The 17,947-nt window shown below is 61.2% G+C and carries 16 protein-coding genes; 6 read left to right on the forward strand and 10 right to left on the reverse strand.

Annotation, left to right across the window (positions count from 1 at the left end; genetic code table 11):
- Nucleotide 1: 1 nt before the first annotated feature.
- Nucleotides 2–949 carry a VOC family protein gene (locus tag HDF09_RS16340; RefSeq protein WP_183768260.1) on the reverse strand — a complete coding sequence of 316 codons (948 nt, stop codon included), beginning with the start codon at nucleotides 947–949 and terminating at the stop codon, nucleotides 2–4.
- A gap of 245 nt (nucleotides 950–1,194) precedes the next feature.
- Here HDF09_RS16340 and HDF09_RS16345 point away from each other — a divergent pair, with 245 nt between their 5' ends.
- On the forward strand, nucleotides 1,195–1,674 hold the full coding sequence (locus tag HDF09_RS16345; RefSeq protein WP_183768262.1) for a hypothetical protein: 480 nt from the start codon (nucleotides 1,195–1,197) through the stop codon (nucleotides 1,672–1,674).
- A gap of 17 nt (nucleotides 1,675–1,691) precedes the next feature.
- On the opposite strand, the gene amaB is transcribed toward HDF09_RS16345, so the two are convergent.
- Complete coding sequence (gene amaB, locus HDF09_RS16350) at nucleotides 1,692–3,218, reverse strand: L-piperidine-6-carboxylate dehydrogenase (RefSeq protein WP_183768264.1); 1,527 nt, start codon at nucleotides 3,216–3,218, stop codon at nucleotides 1,692–1,694.
- A gap of 323 nt (nucleotides 3,219–3,541) precedes the next feature.
- On the opposite strand from amaB, the gene HDF09_RS16355 reads away from it, so the two are divergent.
- Nucleotides 3,542–4,444: a choice-of-anchor D domain-containing protein gene (locus HDF09_RS16355; protein WP_260181392.1), complete on the forward strand. Its 903-nt coding sequence runs from the start codon at nucleotides 3,542–3,544 to the stop codon at nucleotides 4,442–4,444.
- A 130-nt stretch (nucleotides 4,445–4,574) separates the two neighbouring features.
- Nucleotides 4,575–5,327 (forward strand): Yip1 family protein, encoded by a 753-nt coding sequence (locus HDF09_RS16360; protein WP_183768268.1) that lies wholly within the window; start codon nucleotides 4,575–4,577, stop codon nucleotides 5,325–5,327.
- A 10-nt stretch (nucleotides 5,328–5,337) separates the two neighbouring features.
- On the opposite strand, the gene HDF09_RS16365 is transcribed toward HDF09_RS16360, so the two are convergent.
- From HDF09_RS16365 to HDF09_RS16380, 4 genes are all read right to left on the reverse strand, one after another.
- Nucleotides 5,338–6,864: a sialate O-acetylesterase gene (locus HDF09_RS16365; RefSeq protein ID WP_183768270.1), complete on the reverse strand. Its 1,527-nt coding sequence runs from the start codon at nucleotides 6,862–6,864 to the stop codon at nucleotides 5,338–5,340.
- Nucleotides 6,865–7,034: 170 nt separating this feature from the next.
- A complete protein-coding gene (gene fabF, locus HDF09_RS16370) occupies nucleotides 7,035–8,285 on the reverse strand; it encodes a beta-ketoacyl-ACP synthase II (RefSeq protein WP_183768272.1) in 1,251 nt (416 codons plus the stop codon).
- 3 nt (nucleotides 8,286–8,288) lie between these two features.
- Nucleotides 8,289–8,531: an acyl carrier protein gene (locus HDF09_RS16375; protein WP_179580522.1), complete on the reverse strand. Its 243-nt coding sequence runs from the start codon at nucleotides 8,529–8,531 to the stop codon at nucleotides 8,289–8,291.
- Between the two features lie 140 nt (nucleotides 8,532–8,671).
- Nucleotides 8,672–10,168, reverse strand: coding sequence for a DNA recombination protein RmuC (locus HDF09_RS16380; protein ID WP_183768274.1), 1,497 nt, complete (start codon nucleotides 10,166–10,168; stop codon nucleotides 8,672–8,674).
- Between the two features lie 158 nt (nucleotides 10,169–10,326).
- Here HDF09_RS16380 and HDF09_RS16385 point away from each other — a divergent pair, with 158 nt between their 5' ends.
- Both HDF09_RS16385 and HDF09_RS16390 read left to right on the forward strand, forming a co-directional pair.
- A complete protein-coding gene (locus HDF09_RS16385) occupies nucleotides 10,327–10,575 on the forward strand; it encodes a hypothetical protein (protein WP_183768276.1) in 249 nt (82 codons plus the stop codon).
- A 49-nt stretch (nucleotides 10,576–10,624) separates the two neighbouring features.
- Nucleotides 10,625–11,311, forward strand: a complete 687-nt coding sequence (locus tag HDF09_RS16390) for a YukJ family protein (protein WP_183768278.1) — start codon at nucleotides 10,625–10,627, stop codon at nucleotides 11,309–11,311.
- Between the two features lie 195 nt (nucleotides 11,312–11,506).
- On the opposite strand, the gene HDF09_RS16395 is transcribed toward HDF09_RS16390, so the two are convergent.
- The 4 genes from HDF09_RS16395 to HDF09_RS16410 all read right to left on the reverse strand — a co-directional run bounded on the left by HDF09_RS16395 (nucleotide 11,507) and on the right by HDF09_RS16410 (nucleotide 15,936).
- Nucleotides 11,507–11,773 (reverse strand): hypothetical protein, encoded by a 267-nt coding sequence (locus tag HDF09_RS16395; RefSeq protein ID WP_183768280.1) that lies wholly within the window; start codon nucleotides 11,771–11,773, stop codon nucleotides 11,507–11,509.
- Between the two features lie 587 nt (nucleotides 11,774–12,360).
- On the reverse strand, nucleotides 12,361–13,539 hold the full coding sequence (locus HDF09_RS16400; RefSeq protein WP_183768283.1) for a pyridoxal phosphate-dependent aminotransferase: 1,179 nt from the start codon (nucleotides 13,537–13,539) through the stop codon (nucleotides 12,361–12,363).
- 244 nt (nucleotides 13,540–13,783) lie between these two features.
- Entirely contained in the window at nucleotides 13,784–15,538 is a 1,755-nt protein-coding gene (locus HDF09_RS16405) for a M56 family metallopeptidase (RefSeq protein ID WP_183768285.1), read from the reverse strand.
- Nucleotides 15,535–15,936, reverse strand: coding sequence for a BlaI/MecI/CopY family transcriptional regulator (locus HDF09_RS16410; protein ID WP_311719749.1), 402 nt, complete (start codon nucleotides 15,934–15,936; stop codon nucleotides 15,535–15,537). Before HDF09_RS16410 ends, HDF09_RS16405 begins: the two co-directional genes overlap by 4 nt.
- Before the next feature lie 159 nt (nucleotides 15,937–16,095).
- On the opposite strand from HDF09_RS16410, the gene HDF09_RS21180 reads away from it, so the two are divergent.
- Nucleotides 16,096–17,937 carry a tetratricopeptide repeat protein gene (locus HDF09_RS21180; protein WP_183768287.1) on the forward strand — a complete coding sequence of 614 codons (1,842 nt, stop codon included), beginning with the start codon at nucleotides 16,096–16,098 and terminating at the stop codon, nucleotides 17,935–17,937.
- Nucleotides 17,938–17,947: the final 10 nt, after the last annotated feature.

Genomic DNA, 17,947 nt, shown 5'->3' on the forward strand with positions numbered 1-17,947 from the left:
GTCAGCGCGGTGGTGGCGCGGTGGAGGGTGGAACGGGTTTGCCGTTGGCGGTCTCGGACTCCATCAGTTCGGCGCGGGTGCCGTCGGGGTCGAAGAGGTTGACCTGGCGTTTGCCGTTGACGCCGGTGTGTGGAGCGATGGGCTTGCCGTAGGTCTGGAAGGCAGGGCGAGCCTCGAGGGTCGCGATGGACTTTTGAACATCAGGCACGAGAAGCGAGATGTGTTCCTGGCCACCGCGTTTGTCGGGTGCGGGAAGATCGCGATAGAGCATGAACTCGACGTAGTCGTTGCCGTCGGGCACCTGCATGTCGATCCAGCTTAGTTGCGTGCCGTTGGAGCTGCCGCGCCAGAACTCGTGGAAGCCGAGTACGTCGCCGTAGAACTTGATGGACTTTTCGCTGCTGCCGACGAGAAAGCCGAGGTGGTAGATAGAGTCGGAGATGCGTGTTGCAGGCAGGAATTTGCCGGCGTTACGGGCTTCCATGCCGTCCGGCTGGGGTTCGACGAACTCGACGAGATTGCCGTCGGTATCTTTGATCTCGAAGTTCAGGTCGCCGGTCATGCCTTTGCTGACCTTGTTGCCAACCGGAACGCCGCGAGAGGCGAGGTATCGACGCATCTGCTCGGCGTTCGAGACTACGAAGGCGATGTGGCTGAGATGGCCTGAGCCTGCCGGTGGCTGCTGGTTGAAGAGTTCGACGTGCTGATGATCGTTGATTTTTATGAAGGCAATGTGGATGGTGCCGTCGGGGTTCTTAAGGTCGTAGGGTTCGTCGTAACCGAGAAGACCGTGCCAGAAGTCGAGCGCCCTGGGAAGATCGGAGACGAAGAATCCGACGTGCGAGATCCCGAGGATGCGGGGACGGACGGGCGCGGTTTGAGCCGAAACGGCGAGGGTGCTGGCTAAGAAGATGGCGAAGAGAAACGCTGGTCTTTTGCTTCGATTCATCAGTCTGGTTGCAATCCTTCCTCGGAGTCATCGTACATCGTTGCGGTAATGGAATAAGGCGAATCCGGTCACTAACTCGGTCTTTGTTCTCCCTAAATTCACCGTTGCCCGATTGACATGGGTCACACGGCTCGATAGCCTCAAGGTCCGGCAGCGATTGGTGGGCCAATCTTTTTGCTGTCGGAATCCATGAGCCCCTTGCGGTAGATCCCGCGTAATGCGAGGGGCGGAAAGCTGGACTTTCTATGAGCACTAGAGCGGATTTCAGCGTTGATGAGTGGGACCTCTTGCGTTCCTCTCCGTTTATGGCGAGCATTCTGGTTGTGGCGGCCAGCCCCAGCGGCCCCATTGGCCTTGTTCAGGAGTCCACCGCAGCAGGCAAGATGATTCTGCAGGCAGCAGGAAGCGCGCAGACACCGTTGTTGAAGGATCTTGCGCAAGACCTGACCCAGAAGATGTCGATTCCGAAGCCGCCCGCTGGGGCAACTCCCGTTCAGGTGCAGGCGGCGGCGACCGAGATCCTGAAGCGGACCTCCGATCTGCTGGCACAGAAGGCCACACCTGAAGAAGCAACCGAGGTGAAGCAGTGGCTGGCAGGTGTCGCCAAAGCGACCGCGGAGGCTACGAAGGAGGGCGGATTTCTCGGCTTCGGCGGCACCCTGGTCTCGGATGAGGAGAAGGCGGCACTGGCGACGATCAACTCGACGCTGGGACTTGCGGCCTGAGCTCGATTCGCAAACGGCTAGCTGATGTCGAAGCTGACTCCCTGCGCCAGGGGCAGATCTGTTCCGTAGTTGATGGTGTTGGTAGCGCGGCGCATGTACTGCTTCCACGCGTCGGAGCCTGACTCGCGGCCGCCGCCGGTTTCTTTCTCGCCGCCGAAGGCTCCGCCGATCTCCGCGCCGGAGGTGCCGATGTTGACGTTGGCGATGCCGCAGTCGGAGCCCGTGGCGGAGAGGAAGAGCTCAGCTTCGCGGAGGTTCATCGTGAAGATCGACGAGGAGAGCCCCTGGGGCACGTCGTTGTGCAGGGCGAGTGCGTCGCCGAAGCCGCTGTACTTGAGGACGTAGAGGATGGGGGCGAAGGTCTCGCGCTTTACGACCTCGGCCTGTGACGAGATCTCGACGAGGGCGGGACGAACGTAGAAGGCCTCGGGGTTCGCTGTCTCGGGGTTCGCTGTGAAGATGCGTTCTCCTCCCGTGATGGTCGCGCCAGCGCTGCGGGCCTCTTCGAGCGACTTCTGCATAGCGTTGAAGGATCGTTCGTCGATGAGTGGGCCCACCAAGGTGCCTTGCGCTCCGGGGTCGCCGATGACAACCGAGCCGTAGACCTTCTTGAGCTGGGGGACGAGTTTGTCGTAGACGCTCTCGTGGACGATGAGGCGACGCAGTGTGGTGCAGCGCTGGCCGGCGGTGCCCATCGCGGAGAAGGCGATGGCGCGAAGGGTAAGGTCGAGATCCGCGGTGGGGGCGACGATGGCTGCGTTGTTGCCGCCCAGTTCGAGGATGGCCTTGGCGAAGCGCGCGGCGAGCTTCGGGGCTACGGCGCGGCCCATCGCGGTCGATCCGGTCGCGGAGACGAGCGGGATGAGAGGGCTGTCGACCAGTTGTTCGCCGACCTTTGCATCGCCGATGAGGAGGGTCGCCAGGCCGGCCGGAATATTGCCAAACTTCTTTGCAGCTCGCTCGAAGATGGCCTGCGTGGCGAGGGCGGTGAGGGGAGTCTTTTCGCTGGGCTTCCAGACGACGGCGTCCCCGCAGACGAGCGCGAGGGCGGCGTTCCAGCTCCAGACGGCGACGGGGAAGTTGAAGGCGGAGATGACGCCGACGACGCCGAGTGGGTGCCAGGTCTCCATCATGCGATGCTTGCTGCGTTCGGAGGGAACGGTGAGTCCGGCGAGCTGACGGGAGAGGCCAGCCGCGAAGGTGCAGATGTCGATCATCTCCTGGACCTCGCCGTGGCCTTCGGAGAGGAGCTTGCCGGTTTCGATGGTGACGAGGCGGCCCAGGGGCTCGATGTTGGCGCGGAGTTCTTCGCCGAGAATGCGGATGAGTTCGCCGCGCCGCGGGGCCGGGACGTTGCGCCACTCGAGATAGGCGGCGTGCGCCTGGGCGATGGCCTTTTGGGCAGCCTCGGCGGTGATGGTGGGGACCTGCGCGATGACCTCGCCGGTGATGGGGGTGCGGACGGTGAGCTCGCCTTTTGTGGTTGCGGCAGCGGGGACGCCGAGGGCGGCGAGGATGGATTCGACTTCTTGTTGGATCGTCATGGTTTGTCTTGATTCTTCTCGAGGCTAGCGTAGATGGTGCAGATCGCGGGTGGCAAGCTGGCGGTGGGGAGGTAACGGAGCCGGCTAAATTTTCCCAGCCATAGGGGTGGGGGCGTTGAAAAAGAAAAACCCTCATGGTGCTGAGCTTTTGTGAAGTCTTCTCCAGTATAGCGGTTGGAGGATAACTGATACACCACGCGAAGGCGCTGGATTGGCACGGTGATTTGCTGGTTTGGGACAGGTTTGGTGGATGTTAAGACCAGAGCATAGCTGCCGCTCTGGGCCGCGCGGTCAGGCTTGTTCGCATCTTGACGGTCGAGACTATGCCTGCCCAACCGTGCAACCGAGAGAGGCGCAACGTGGTGACTAACAATGGGAGTACGGTTCTGACGTTATCCGGAGCGATAACCGGGCCAGACGCGAGTGCGTTCGTCTTGAACTCTACCGGGAGCGTCACAGTCAGTCCGACTGGGACAACTACCTTCAACATTACCGGCACCCCTGCGCGCCTCGGTTTCAATAGCGCCACGCTTACGGTGACAGACGCTACGTCCGGATTCTCGAACTCCATTCCGCCGAGTATTTATGGCTATCCGCAGGCGCCCACGGTTACTCCAGGCAGCATCACCTTTAGTCCTGCAAAATTAGGGGTGCAGAGCGCGCCTCGGACGATTGCAATATCTGCCCCAAACGGCGACCCAGTTTCCTTTGTCTATACCTCTGGCTCTCCCTATCCGGGCACCGATTTTGCCGTATCGTTCGGGACATGTGCTACTCAGACGCCATGTCAGGTGACCGTCACCTTCACGCCCTCCCAGACGGGTCCAGAATCGGCCAATTACACTGTGAGAGATCTTGTCACCGACGAACAAAGCTCGATGAGTCTCCAAGGAACGGGGGGTGTCGGATCGGTCTCATTGTCGAGTTCTTCGCTTACGTTTGCGGCGCGAGATATCGGCACGACCTCGATCCCTCAGACGGTGACGTTGACCAACTCAGGCGACGCCATTCTCACGATCTCTGGAGAGACGTTCTCGGGTGCGAATGTGGGCGACTTCCCGATTGAAGCTAACAGTTGCGGAAGCAGTCTGGCAGCCGGTGCGAACTGCACACTGACGATCTCATTCGACCCTACCGCCTCCGGGGCGCGAAGTGCGACTCTACAGATTATGACGAACGCTGCAAGTTCACCGGACAATATTCAACTTATGGGGACTGGAAACTAAGCACCGGTGATGGATCGGTGTGGGCTGAAGTTTTCTGACAGATGGTCCTGTAATCTGGTCTACAATCCGAAGATTGTTTGCAAGAGTTGATTTTGCTGTGCCAGACGGAAGACTTGTTCGAGGAGAGTCTATGAACGACGTGGTGGCGGTGGAGACGCAGTCGGGACAGCCGGGGTTGAGCCAGGTGGAGCGCGTGGTGGACACGTTTGTCGCGCCCTCGAAGACATTCACCGATATTCTGCGGAGCACGAGCTGGTGGCTGCCGTTTCTGCTGGCGGTAATCGTGTCGATTGGGGTGACCTTCACGATCGACAGGCAGGTAGGCTTCGGCCGCGTGGCGGAGAACATGATTCTCGACAGCCCGAAGCAGGAGGAGCAGATGCAGAGCCTCCCCGAGGATCAGCGTGCGGCCAGGATGCACGGCATCGCGTCGTTTACCAAAAATATCTCGTATGCGACGCCGGTCATTATCCTGCTCCTCTCAGCGGTTGGCGCCCTGATTAATTGGGCCAGCTTTAACTTTGGGCTGGGAGCGCGGACTACGTTTGGGCAGATGTTCTGTGTATGGATGTACGCCTCGCTGCCGAGGCTGTTGAGCGGGCTGCTGACGATTGTGACGGTTATCTTTGGCGGGAATACGGAGAGCTTCAATCTGAAGAATGCTGTGGGGACGAATCCCGCCTACTTTATGCCGGACGCGGCTCCGTGGCTGAAGACCGCGCTTAGTTTTTTCGATGTGATCGGAATCTGGAATGTGATTCTGCTGGTGATTGGGACCTCGATCGTGGCGAAGGTGAGCCGTGGGAAGGCCGCGGCCGTGGTAGTGGGCTGGTGGGTGCTGATCTTTATCCTGAGTGTTGGGTCAGCCGCAATGACCAGTTAGGAACGATCAGCTAGTGAGTGGGTGGTTCGAGCGAGGTGAAGGTAGAGGCGGGCAGATTCGCGCCGTTGAAGACGTTGGCCTGGGGGAAGTTGGGCCACGCATAGCGGACGTACTGCGGGTTGGGGATGGAGGGGTTGGAGACGGTGATGCTGTCGCCGCTCGGCTCGTGATTGATTTTGGCGTTGGCGCGGAGGAAGATGCGGTCAGCGCCGGCGACCTCGAAGCCCTCGGGTGCGCCGTTTTTGGTGTGGAGGCCGGCGGCGTTGTCGAACCAGACGTGCATCGCGCCCTTGTCGGGGTAGGCGAGGCGGAAGAGCGGGCCGGAGGCAGCGAGGTCTTCGTTGTAGACGAGGCGGCGGGCAAGCAGGGAGAGGCGCTCGCCGACGGCCTGCTTGTTGGCGGGGTGGACGTTGTGTTCGTTGCCGATGTCGATGGTGACGGCCATGCCCGTATTGACCAGGGAGAGGGTCTTGCGCTGGGCGTCGCGGAGTTCGCCCCAGTCTTCCTTTGGCGTGCTGGCGAAGGCGGAGATCTGCACGTAGAGGAAGGGGAAGTTGCCCTGAGCCCAGTGCTGGCGCCAGTCCTCGATGAGGGTAGGGAAGACCTTGTCGTAGAGGCTGGCGCGGTTGAGGGCGGAGTTGGCCTCGCCCTGATACCAGATGATGCCTTTGATGGGGAGCGGGGTGAAGGGGGCGACCATTGCGTTGTAGAGTGCGGCGGGGCGCCAGGAGTCGAATTTCGGGTGCCAGTCGCGGTTGGGCGTGGTGGGCTTGCCCTCGGCGCGGGCCTGTTTGTCCAGGGCGTCGAGACGGAGCTCGGTGGGTTCGCGATCTGCCTGTTCTGCGCGAGCGGCGAAGACGGGCATCAGCGAGGCGTTGGAACCGAGGGCGTCGAGGCTGGTCCAGGCTTCCGCGGGTGTGCCTCCCCAGGTGGAGTCGATCAGGCCGATGGGGACGTGCTGCTTTTTGTCCTCAAGGGCCTTTTGCAGGTCGCGGGCGAAGAAGTAGGCGGTGGCGGAGAAGTTCTTCGCAGTGTCGGGCGTGCAGAGGGACCACCCGGTAGGGGTCTTGATGTCTTCGAGCGGATAGTCGGCATTGTCTCTTTCGACGAGGAGGAGGCGGATTTCGGGATAGTTGGCGGCTGCGATCTCCTTGGCGGCGTCTTGGACCTGAGTGTCGGCGCCGAAGCCGGAGAGAGGCATCTCCATGTTGGACTGGCCGGAAGCGAACCAGAGATCGCCGAGCAGGATGTCGTCATAGGTGATGGTGTTGGTGCTTCGGACGGTGAGCGTGTACGGACCGCCGGCGGGCTGCGGGGGAAGATAGAGGCTCCAGCGGCCGGTGGCGTCGGCGGTCGCAGTGTTCGTGAGGTCGTGGAAGGTGGCGGTGATGGACTCGCCGGGATTAGCGCTGCCCCACAGGTGAATGGGCAGGTCGCGCTGCAGGACCATGTGGCTGGAGAAGAGTTTGGGGAGGGAGACTTCGGCTTGCGTGGTGAGGGTGGCGGCGAGGAGGCAGAGGGTGAGGCGAAGCTTCATGAACGGGTCTCCGACTACTTTTATACTGGCTGGACTTTGTGTTGACGAGGCCCGCAGCGGGAAGGTTTCGCTTGCCCCTTCGTTGCGAGATCGTGATCGCAGCAAAGGAAAGGCCCGACAGAAGCCGGGCCTTGGTTGATGCGATTGGTGTCTATCACGGTTGGTGCTGATTACTTAGTCCAGCGCTTGAAGACGAGCGAGCCGTTGGTGCCGCCAAAGCCGAAGGAGTTCGAGAGCGCGTAGTCGATCTTCGCAGGCAGGGGCTTGTTAGGAACGTAGTTGAGGCGGCACTGCGGATCGAGCTCGACGATATTCATCGTGGGGGGCGCGATCTGGTGCTGCATGGCCAGGATGGTGATGCCGGCTTCGAGGCCGCCGGCGCCGCCGAGCAGATGCCCGGTCATGGACTTGGTGGAGCTGACCATGAGCTTGCCGCCGGTGGCGCGTTCGCCGAAGACGTTCTCGATCGCCTTCGATTCGAGCGCGTCGCCGAGAGGCGTCGAGGTGGCATGCGCGTTGACGTAGTCGATCTGGTCCGGTGAGATCCCCGCAACCTTGAGGGCATGCTTCATGGAGCGATAGCAGCCTTCGCCGTCGGGGGCCATGCCGGTCATGTGGAAGGCATCGGCAGAGAGGCCGTAGCCGAGAACTTCCGCCAGGATATTTGCGCCGCGGGCCTTGGCGAACTCAAGCTCTTCGAGGATGAGAATGCCTGCGCCTTCTCCGACCACGAAGCCGTCGCGATCCTTGTCGAAGGGGCGGCTGGCGTGCTCGGGGTCGTCGTTGCGCGTGGAGAGCGCACGCATAGCGGCGAACCCAGCCACACCCAGCGGCGTGATGGAGGCTTCGGTGCCGCCGGCGATCATAGCGTCGGCATCGCCGCGCTGGATGATGCGGAAGGCGTCGCCGATGGAGTGCGCCGAGGTGGTGCAGGCGGTCGCCGTCGCCTCATTCGGCCCGCGCGCGCCGTACTTGATCGAGACGTGGCCGGCGGCGAGGTTGATGATCGAGCCGGGGATGAAGAACGGCGAGACCTTGCGCGGGCCGCCGCTGAGCAGATTCTGATGTTCCCGCTCAATGACATCGAAGCCGCCGATGCCGGAGCCGATGTGGACGCCCACCTGATCGCGGTTCTCTTCGGTGATATTTAGTCCGGAGTGAGCCATCGCCTCGGCCGATGCGGCCAGGGCAAAGTGAATAAAGCGGCCCATCTTGCGGGACTCTTTCTTGTCGACGAAGAGGAGAGGATCGAAGTCCTTGACCTCCGCGGCGAATCGGACGGGATGGCCCGTGAGATCGAATGCCTTGATCTCCGCCATGCCACTGCGTCCGGCCATGAGCCCTTCCCAAACCTCAGGGGCGGTTTTGCCGACCCCGCAGATCAGGCCGAGGCCGGTGACAACTACGCGACGATGCTCCATTGTTTACTTGGCCTTCTGGTTCTTTTCGATATAGTCGACGGCGTCTTTGACGGTCTTGATCTTCTCGGCATCCTCGTCGGGGATCTGGATGTCGAAGGCTTCTTCGAACTGCATGACGAGCTCGACGACGTCGAGGGAGTCTGCGCCGAGATCTTCCTGAAAGCTTGCGCCCGGGGTGACTTCTGCTTCATCCACCTGAAGCTGCTCGACAATAATCTGCTTTACCTTCTCGTCTACTGCTGCCATTGCGTTCTCCTGTTTGCGTCTGGAATCTGAAGCCTGGATGTTTTGTCGCTGGTCGACCCGGCCAACCTCAAGCATACTGAGCGCCTCAGTGAGTGTAAAGCAACCGCAGGCAGCCGTGGGGAGTGGGCGACAGGATCTTTTCAGTCTTCCTCGCCCGATGCGGCAAGCAGCGGGGCGACGCCAGGCACGTCGTCGAAGCCAATCAGGTTGGATACGGGAGCGCCGTTGTCGACGGAGGAGACGTTTTTAAGGGCTCTGTTGATAGCCCGCGTACGCACGTTGAGCTTTTCAATCGTGTTCTGAACCGTCCCCACCTGATCTTCGACCTTCTGCATCAGCCCGCCATAGGTCTCGAACTCCTTTTTGGCGCTCGAGAGGACGCGCCAGACCTCGTCCCCCTTCTTCTGGATGGCGAGGGTGTGAAAGCCCATCTGGAAGCTGGTAAGGATGGCCATAAAAGTCGACGGTCCGGCGATAGTGACGCGGTAGGTGGACTGTATCTCAGACTGGAGCCCCGGGCGGCGGACGACCTCCGCGTAGAGGTTCTCCGTCGGCAGGAACATGATGGCGTGGGGCATCGTGGTGGGAGGGTCGATGTACTTGTCGCAGATGCGTTTGCCCTCGGCGCGGATGCCACGCTCAAAGGCTCGTCCTGCCGCAGCGATCTCTTCGACGGTCCCGGTCTCGTAGGCGTGTTCCAGCCGCTCCCAGTCCTCTTTGGGAAACTTGGCGTCGATGGCGAGCAGAGTGTGGCTGTCGGCGCCTTCGCCAGAGGGAAACTTGAGGGCGTATTCGACGGACTCAAGCGTCCCCGGTTTGATGCGGGCGTTCTTGATGTACTGCTCAGGCGAGAACATCTGCTCAAGCTGCTGGCCAAGCTGAAACTCGCCGACGACGCCGCGTGATTTCACGTTGGAAAGAACTCGCTTGAGATCTCCCACACCGGTAGCAAGCTCCTTCATCTCGCCCAGGCCCTTCTGGACTTCGCCGAGGTGAGTGGTCACCTGGCCGAAGGATTCCGTAAGCCGGGTCTGCAGCGTGGCATGGAGCTTTTCGTCAACAGTGACGCGCATCTCCTCAAGCTTTGCGGTATTGGCGTCGTTGAGTTTGGAAAGGCGGTCTTCGACGGTGAAGCGTAGTTTTTCCTGCTGATCGTTGGCCTCGCCGGAGAGCTCGTTGAGCCGGCTGTGCAGGGCCTCCCGAGCCTCGATCTGATTGCGATTAACCTCAGCGATGAAGTAGGAGAGCCGCTGCGCGATCGCATCCAGATTCTGCTGAACCGCAGTGCGGAGCACTTCGTCGGAGGTCTTGTTGTCGCTGCGAAAGGCGTTGAGGCCGTTTTGCAACAGTCCGCTGAGCTCGGCGATGGTGGCCGTGATCTCGGTGCGCAGGCTGGTGAAGTCTGTCGCTGCGGCCTCGCGGGTGCGGCGGGCATCGTCGGCGGCGTCGCGGCGTATCTCAGCCAGGCCACTGCGCAGATGAGCATCGAGCGCCTCGTTTCGGGCATCGAGCCGGGTAAGCTGCTCGGGAATCTGGGCGAGGCGGACGTCCGTCGCGGGCGCAGGTTGCTTGCGAAGCAGAAGGAGGATGAGGCAGATCAGATTGGCGGCGGCGAGGGCAAGCAGGGCTGCGAGCATATTCGTATTTCCTTCTCCCCTGAGGATACCTCGGACGGAGAAGTAGGCTCTGGAAAATCGGGAGGGTAGCCGAGCTGGATAAATCCGCATCCAACCGGGCAGGCTGGAGATACGGCCTTACCGCAACGCTAACTTTTTGTGGAAACAGGGGTGACGAGATGGCAGAGGCTTCCAGGAACCAGGGATTCGACGAGATCCTGCCCAAGATCGGGCCGGATGCGACGGCGATGTTCGATAACTCAACCAGCAATCCGATCAAATACGCCAGCAGCGAGGCAACCAACGCCGCGACTGCTGCGGACGGTGACGATGAGGAGCTCGAAGAAGAAGACGACGCCGCCGCAGCCGAAGAGGAGGACGACGAAGAGGACGAAGAGGTAGACGTCGAAGACAAGGCGGGCGTGTGAGATGGGTGGCTATGACGCATTTCGTTCATCGAAGAGGTGAGGAGTAAGGATGCCGATTACAAACTACAGCGTGCTGGCGGGAAAGCCGACAGCGGGCAAAGTCGTCACGGGGGCGAGCACGCACTACCAGATCACGATGCAGGCTCCGTGCGGCCCGTTCACCGTTGCCGTCAATATTCAGTCCGTCGATGGCTCGGAGGTCTTGTACGACATCGTCGAAGACTTTGCGCCGCCGGATCTGGCCGGGTTGCAGGCGCTTCCGCTGGGGATGACAGCGCTCAAGAGTGAACCGGGCGGGCTGGCGCTGGACTTTGTGCGGAGTACGGTGAACGGCGCGCCGATGATTACGAAGGCGCAGATGACGCTGCTGCCGCAGGCAAGTGCCAAGGCCAAGGGCGCGAGCGCTGAGCAGGAGATGATCCAGCGGGCAAAGGTGAAGGCGCTGGAGAACGCCGTGGTCACGCTGCTAAATATGACGATCGCGGATAAAGACGGCGTGATCTACGCATTCGGCAGTGCGTACGCCGACTCCGGGAAGGTGGATGGAATCCACGACATCCACATGAACCAGGGAAACCCTGTAGGTGGCAAGGGCGGCGGGTTCAGCCGGGATAATGGCGTGTGGCAGGATGGTGCGCTGTTTATCAACTTACCGTCAAAGGGTACGTGGACCGCGGTGTTTATCGCATTTCAGACGGAGAGCTGGAGTACGGATTCGACTGGCAATCCGGTTTAGAGGATCATGTCCTGCCGGATGGGCCTCCTGCGCGGAGGGCGGTCACTTCGTGACTTGTATACCCCTTCGGTTGGCGCTCCCGTTGGTCGCGAGGGAAGATTGATTCCGACCAACGGGAGGACCAGGCGAAGCTCTACAAAGGCGTGCGAACGCCCGCCCCACGCGCAGTGGGCCCGTCCGGCAGGACACAGTCTCTCAAGAATCCTTCCCTGCATCCACCGGCCCCAGCCCCAACCCACGCCCCGCCTTCTTCTTCTTCGCCGGATAGACCTTCGCCTCAACAGGCCCCGCCATCGTCTCCTTCACCAGCGCTTCAATCCCGCGCCAGTACTTCAGATCCGCCGGTCGAGCACTCGGCACCGTCTGCCGCATCCGGCAGTACCACAGCGACCACTCCAGCTCCTTCGAGCTCTTGTTCTTGATCGCAGCTTCAATCCGCGTCACTTCAGAGAATGGCGGCATACCTGATGCCCATCTTATAAGTCAGTATCCGAAATGCACACAGCAGCCTATGGTCTGGTTCAAAAGGTCTCCAGGGAACCAATTGTAAAGACCAGGTGTCTACCTAAACATGCCTTATCTGCGAGGGTTGGTTTGCATAGTGGCTCTGATCGGAGTCGCACAAGCTCAGAAAGCCAAGCATTTAACGACTATCCCCTCTGCGCCGATCCGACGACCTCTTCTGCACATCTTTGCCGCGGGACCGCAGTCAGCAAAGTTCAATCAACAAATTCAACTACTCTCGACCATTACCGATCTCATAATTCAGTCGCACATTCTGATTGTCCCCATCACATATAGCTTTCTCACAATGGGCTGGCCAAGAGGCCTGTCGATCGCTAACGTCGACGAGGCAAAGGAAGAAACGGCCCGAACACGCTTCGGTTGGAAAGAGGGTAAACAGGAGCTTTTGATCGTGCTCACAGACACACGCGACCGGGTAAGACTGCGAAATTATGATCCTGTCACGAGTCAGCACATTCATTCGTCACTTCTCTCACACGAAGCTGATGAAATACCCTGATTTCTTGAACCAAGTCGGCGGAATGTTAGCGCAGCTCCCGCAGCCTCCGGCAAGCCTCCGCCAGATCCCTGTCCTTCTTCGCAAAGCAGAACCGCAGCAGATCCTCACCCCTCCCCGGCCGAAAGAAAGCCGACCCCGCCACCGAAGCCACCCCCGTCTTCGCCAACAACGCCCGCGCCTTCTCCGCCGCCGTAGCCCCCGGCAGCCCAGCCGCAGAAGCCAGCACGTAGTACGCCCCATCCGGCACATGCGGCGTCATGCGAGCCTCCCGCAGCGCCTCCACAATCATCGTGCGCTTTACCTCATGCTCCATCGCCAGCCCAGCATAAAAATCCTCCCCCAGCTGCTCCACACCATCTGCCACCCCCTGCTGCATCGGAGCAGGCGCACACACATACGTCAGATCATGAAAGTACCCAATCGACCCCAGCCACTTCGCATCGGCGATCAGATATCCCACCCTCCATCCCGTCACCGAAAACGTCTTCGAAAACCCCGACATCAGGATCGTCCGCTCCCGCATCCCCGGAATCGCCGCCGGACTCAGATGCGTCGCTCCTCCATAAACAAAGTGCTCATAGATCTCATCCGTAAACACAAACAGATCGAACTCCTCCGCGATCTTCGCCAGCCCCTCCAGCTCAAATCGCGTAAACACCTTTCCCGCCGGATTCGACGGCGTATTGATCACCATGCCGCGCGTCTTCGGCGTAATCGCCGCTCGAACCGCGGCCAGATCTAACCCCCAGTCCGGCGCAGTCAGAGCCACAGCCACCGCCGCCACCCGCAGCGAGCTCAGCGTATTCACGTGATACCCATAGAACGGCTCAAACACCAGCACCTCATCGCCCGGATTCAGCAACGCCATCGCCGCCGCCTGAAACGCGCCCGTCACGCCGCTGGTCACCAGCACCTCGCGCTCGGGGTCGACCACAATCCCCAGCGTCCGCTGCACCTTCCCTGCAATCGCTCGCCTCAGCCGCGCAATCCCATCCAGCCGCGTGTAGATATTCAGCCCATCGCGAATCGCGCGAATCGCCCCTTCGGCGACCACTTCCGGCACCTCGGTGTCGCACACTCCCTGCGCCAGATTCACTCCACCCATTGCATCGCACGCCACGCTCATCGCGCGAATCTCCGACTGCACCAGCCGCGGCGCCAGCTCACTCAGCCCAAGCCTCGATGAAACCTCAACCTGTCCCATAACGCGATCCCCCAAAGCCAAGATGCCAAACCCAAGATGCAATCATCTTAGCCCGACCGGGCAACGCAAATCCCAACCCGTCAAATCCCGACCCGACCAACGGGAGGAACCACGCCGCGATCCTGCCAAGACAAGGTATACGCGTCACGAAGTGACCGCCCTCCGCGCAGGAGGCCCGTCCGGCAGGACAACAAAAAAGCCACTCGATCCCTCAAAGTGACTTCGTAGCACCGTTCAGCCCGTTCTACTTCGGCGATATCTCCTTCAACCCCTCCTGAGCCTCCTTCATCTGCTTCATCGCCTCCGCCATTCGCTGCTGCACCTCAACATTGATTTCCCTCTGCATATCTGCCATCTGCTGCTTGAATTCAGGACTATTCACCTGCGCCGTAGCCCGCGCAATCTCTTCCTGAATCCGCGGCATCTCCATCGTCTTCAGATTCGCCGTCATCCTCTGCACCTCTACCATCTGCTCTTGGAACGCCTGGCTATGAACCATCTCATTAGCCTTTTGGGCCTCCAACTGCGCCTCAGCGATCTGTCTCTTGAACTCCGCACTATTCACCTTCGCGGAAGCTGCGGCGGCCTCAGCGATCTGCTTCCTGAACTCCGGGCTATTGATCTTCGCCGTTGCCGCAGCTATTTCTTTACTAGCCTTTTCCATCTGCTGCCTTATCTGTTTGCGCTCCTCAGGAGTGAGCTTGCGAACCCGTCCATTGACGATCGTGACCGGCTCATCCTCCGAGCCTTCCCAGCGATAGACATACTTTCCCTTTCCTGCCACGACATCGGCCTGCTTCCCATAGGCCTTGACCTTGCGCTCCGCTGAATCCGAAGCAGCGGCATTCGGCGCAGCCTGCGGAGCTGCATCTGGCACAACCTGCGGAGTTGCATCTGGCACAACCTGCGGAGCCGCACTCTGTCCAACCTCCGGCAGCGGAGCCTGCATCTGCTCCTGCGCCATCGTCGGCGTCACATGAAACATCGCAGCCACCGCCATCGTCGCCACCATCGCCACCGCTCCGCCTGCCATACGAACCACCTTCATTCGCACTCCCATCACCGCTCCACTCTCCATCAGTCTCATCACTCTCTCCTCCAGTACATTGCTGTGGAACAACCCAACCCCTGCCGTCTCCCTCTCAAACTCCCGCCCCGCCATCATGCCCTTCGCCAGCGCCAGCAGACACCGCGCATACCCGATCTCGGAGCGCATCTCCTCCGCAGCCATCGCGTCGCACACCATCTCGCGTGTCCGTCGAATCCGTCCCTGCACCCACTGTGTCACCGGATGCCAGCTCACCGGCAGCGCCACCAACTGGCAGACTGCATTCTCCAGCGTGTCCCTCCGCTTCACATGTGCCAGCTCATGCAGCAGCGCCGCTCTCATCTCCTCAGCCTCATACCGTGCAAACTCCACCGGCAGAAGAAGCACCGGCGCTATCACCCCCACGATCATCGGGCTCGAGATCTCCACACTCGCGCGCACCTGCGGCAGCCTGATGCGAAGCCGCCGCCCATAGTCCTCCAGCACTACAGTCTGTTCTCCCGCCAGGGTCACCTCCCGCGAGCGCTCCACCAGCCGCCGCGCCGCACGCCAGGCCCACACCACTCTCCACAGCCCAAACATCACCGCACCTGCATACAGGCTCACCACCCACCGCGCCGCCGTCACCGAAATCTCCACACGCCGCGGACGAAGCGACCCCACTGCCCGCTCCTCGCCAACCCTCTCCGTCCCCAAAACCTCACCAGCCGCCGCAACATCGCTAGCTCCCACCCGCAAGCCAACGTCCGGACGCACTCGAACCGGCGCCAGCTCTCCACCCATTCCATGCAGCGGAAGCAGTACCGCAAGACCCAGCACCATCAACCAGACTCCATGCTGCATCCTCGGCCCGGCCTTCACTGCTGCGAGCAACAACCACGCGCCGCCGGCCAGCATCGGCACCTGCCACAGCGCATTCGCCACATACTCCACCAGCGTCCGTTCGATCATCTCTCCTCCTTCGCCGCATCACGCTCCGCCGCCGCCAGCCTCTTTCCCACCCGCTCCAACTCCTCCGCGCTGATCTGCCGCGCATCCACCATCGCCATCAGCAACGCCTCGCTGGAGCCGCCAAACATCCGCTTCACCATGTCGTTCAACGCGCTCCCCGTCGCCCGCTCCCGGCTCACCGCGGCCCGGTAACGAAACGCACGCCCCTCCTGCACCCGCTTCACCTTGCTCTTGCGCAGCAGCACATTCAACATCGTCTGCACCGTCGTGTAGGCCAGCTCCGCCTTCAACTTCGGCTGAACCTCGCTCACCGTGCACGGCCCCGCCTCCCACAGAACCTGCATAATCTCCAGCTCCAGCGGGGTCAGCCCCTGATTCGTCATCCTCTGCGTCGTCACCCACCCACCTCCTAATGCTTTAGTAGATTAAGCAGCAACCCACTCTCTTTTGTCAACTAATCCTTTAGGACTTTATTCAAAACCTGGGAGAGACAGGTAGAGAGACAGTAGACTGGAAGGCAATTCGCAACTTCCACCACGGCGGACGAGGGAACCAGAATGTTTCGAAGCAACCGGATCGGCAGGGTATCAGCAGCAGCAGGGATAGTGGTTCTACTCCTCTTCGCAACCAGCAGCCATGCGCAGGCCACCGGCGCAAATCCGCCCAGGATGCAGCTCCCCGCAGACCAGAGAGCCTTCGACGCCGCCCGCGCCACCGTCGATCCCGCAGAGCGCCTCGCCGCCATGCAGCTCTTCCTCAAGAACTACCCCAAGAGCACAAGAGTCAGTCGCGCCCAGAGCGACATCTTCGACACCCTCGTCAAATACTTCCCGCAACGCACCGCCGAGATCGACACCCAGGCCAAGATCGTGGTCAAAGACGCCGGCAAAGGTCTAGGCAAGCTCTACACCGAGATCGACGTCGCCGACAGTCTTGCCGAGGCGAACGACACCGGCGTCGATCTTCCCCGCGCCGAAAAGCTCGGCAAAGACGCCTCCAGCAAATTCAACGAAGCCGACTTCGACAAAGACGCCCTCGCCAACGCGAAGAAGTATAAGTACCCCGCGCCCACCGCCGCGACAATGCACTCCAGGTTCACCAAAGGCCGCGCCAACGCCCTCGCCGCACTCGCCAAAGTCGAGATGGACGAGCACAAACCTGAGCCCGCGGCAGCTCTGATCGATCAGGCCTACGCCCTCGATCCCACCGTAGCCGAGGTCAACCTCCTGCGCGGAGAGCAGGCGCTCGATCAGCACAAAGACGCAGCAGCCCTCGAAGACCTCGAGCGCGCCCAGCTCACCGGCGAACTCAAATCCCCCTGGCGCGAAAAGATGATGGAGCTCTACCGCAGCGCCCACGGAGGCAGCGATCAGGGCTTTCTCGCCGACATGGACGCCCAGTACGCTCGCATCTTTCCCGACCCGTTCACCCCCCAACCGGCGAAGCCAACCGACGGCAGCCGTACCGCACTGCTCGAGCTCTTCACCGGCTCCGCCTGCGACCCCTGCGTCAGCGCCGACCTCGCCGTCGACGCCCTCCTCAAGACCTATTCCCGCAACCAGCTCGTCGTCCTCGCCTTCGATCAGCACATCCCAGACCCTGATCCCCTCGCCAACCCCGACTCCATCGCCCGCGCAAAGTCCTACGGCGTCGCCTTCACTCCCACATCCAAGCTCAATGGCAAAAACCTATGGGAGGGCGGAGGCCCACGCGCCAACGCCGAAACTTCCTACGACGAAGCCATCAAGAAAATCGACGCCGACGCCAACAAACCCAGCGGCGTGCAGTTGCAGCTCACCGCAACCCGCAGCCCGGACGGCATGATCCAGGCCAGCGCCACCGTCTCGATCGACAACCCGCAGCTCCTGCAGCAAAGCCTCGCCCCCGATCCCCCGGCGAAGGCAGCCGACGACAAAACACCCGCAGCTATCCCCGCACCCGCAGCCCAGTCCGCTCCAATCGAACCGCACCTCGTCGCCAACTTCGCCCTCGTAGAAGACGACGTACGCTACAGCGGCGAAAACGGAATCCGCTTCCACCGCATGGTCGTCCGCTCTCTCGCGCAGCCCGCAGGCACCGGCTCCCCCGTCGAACCCGGCAAGACCCTCGAAGCCACCTTCGATCCCGCAGCCGTCAGCGCCACCCTCAAAACCTATCTCGACACCTACGAGCAAAAGAACGATCGCTTCGGAAAGGTCCAGTTCCTCGCCAAAGACACCACTCTCGAACCCGCCCACCTCGCCATCGCCGCCTGGGTTGAAGACACCGCCACCCACCGCGTCCTCCAGGCCGCCTTCGTCCCCATCGCCTCTACCGGCGACCAGATCCATCAGACGCAATCGGAGCCGCCAACGCAACGACAGTCCGAGGCCGTAGCGAAGACCGGAGCTGCAAAATGAAATCAAGCTC

Origin of the sequence: Edaphobacter lichenicola (assembly GCF_014201315.1) — a bacterium.
In the GTDB taxonomy this organism is placed as follows: domain Bacteria; phylum Acidobacteriota; class Terriglobia; order Terriglobales; family Acidobacteriaceae; genus Edaphobacter; species Edaphobacter lichenicola_B.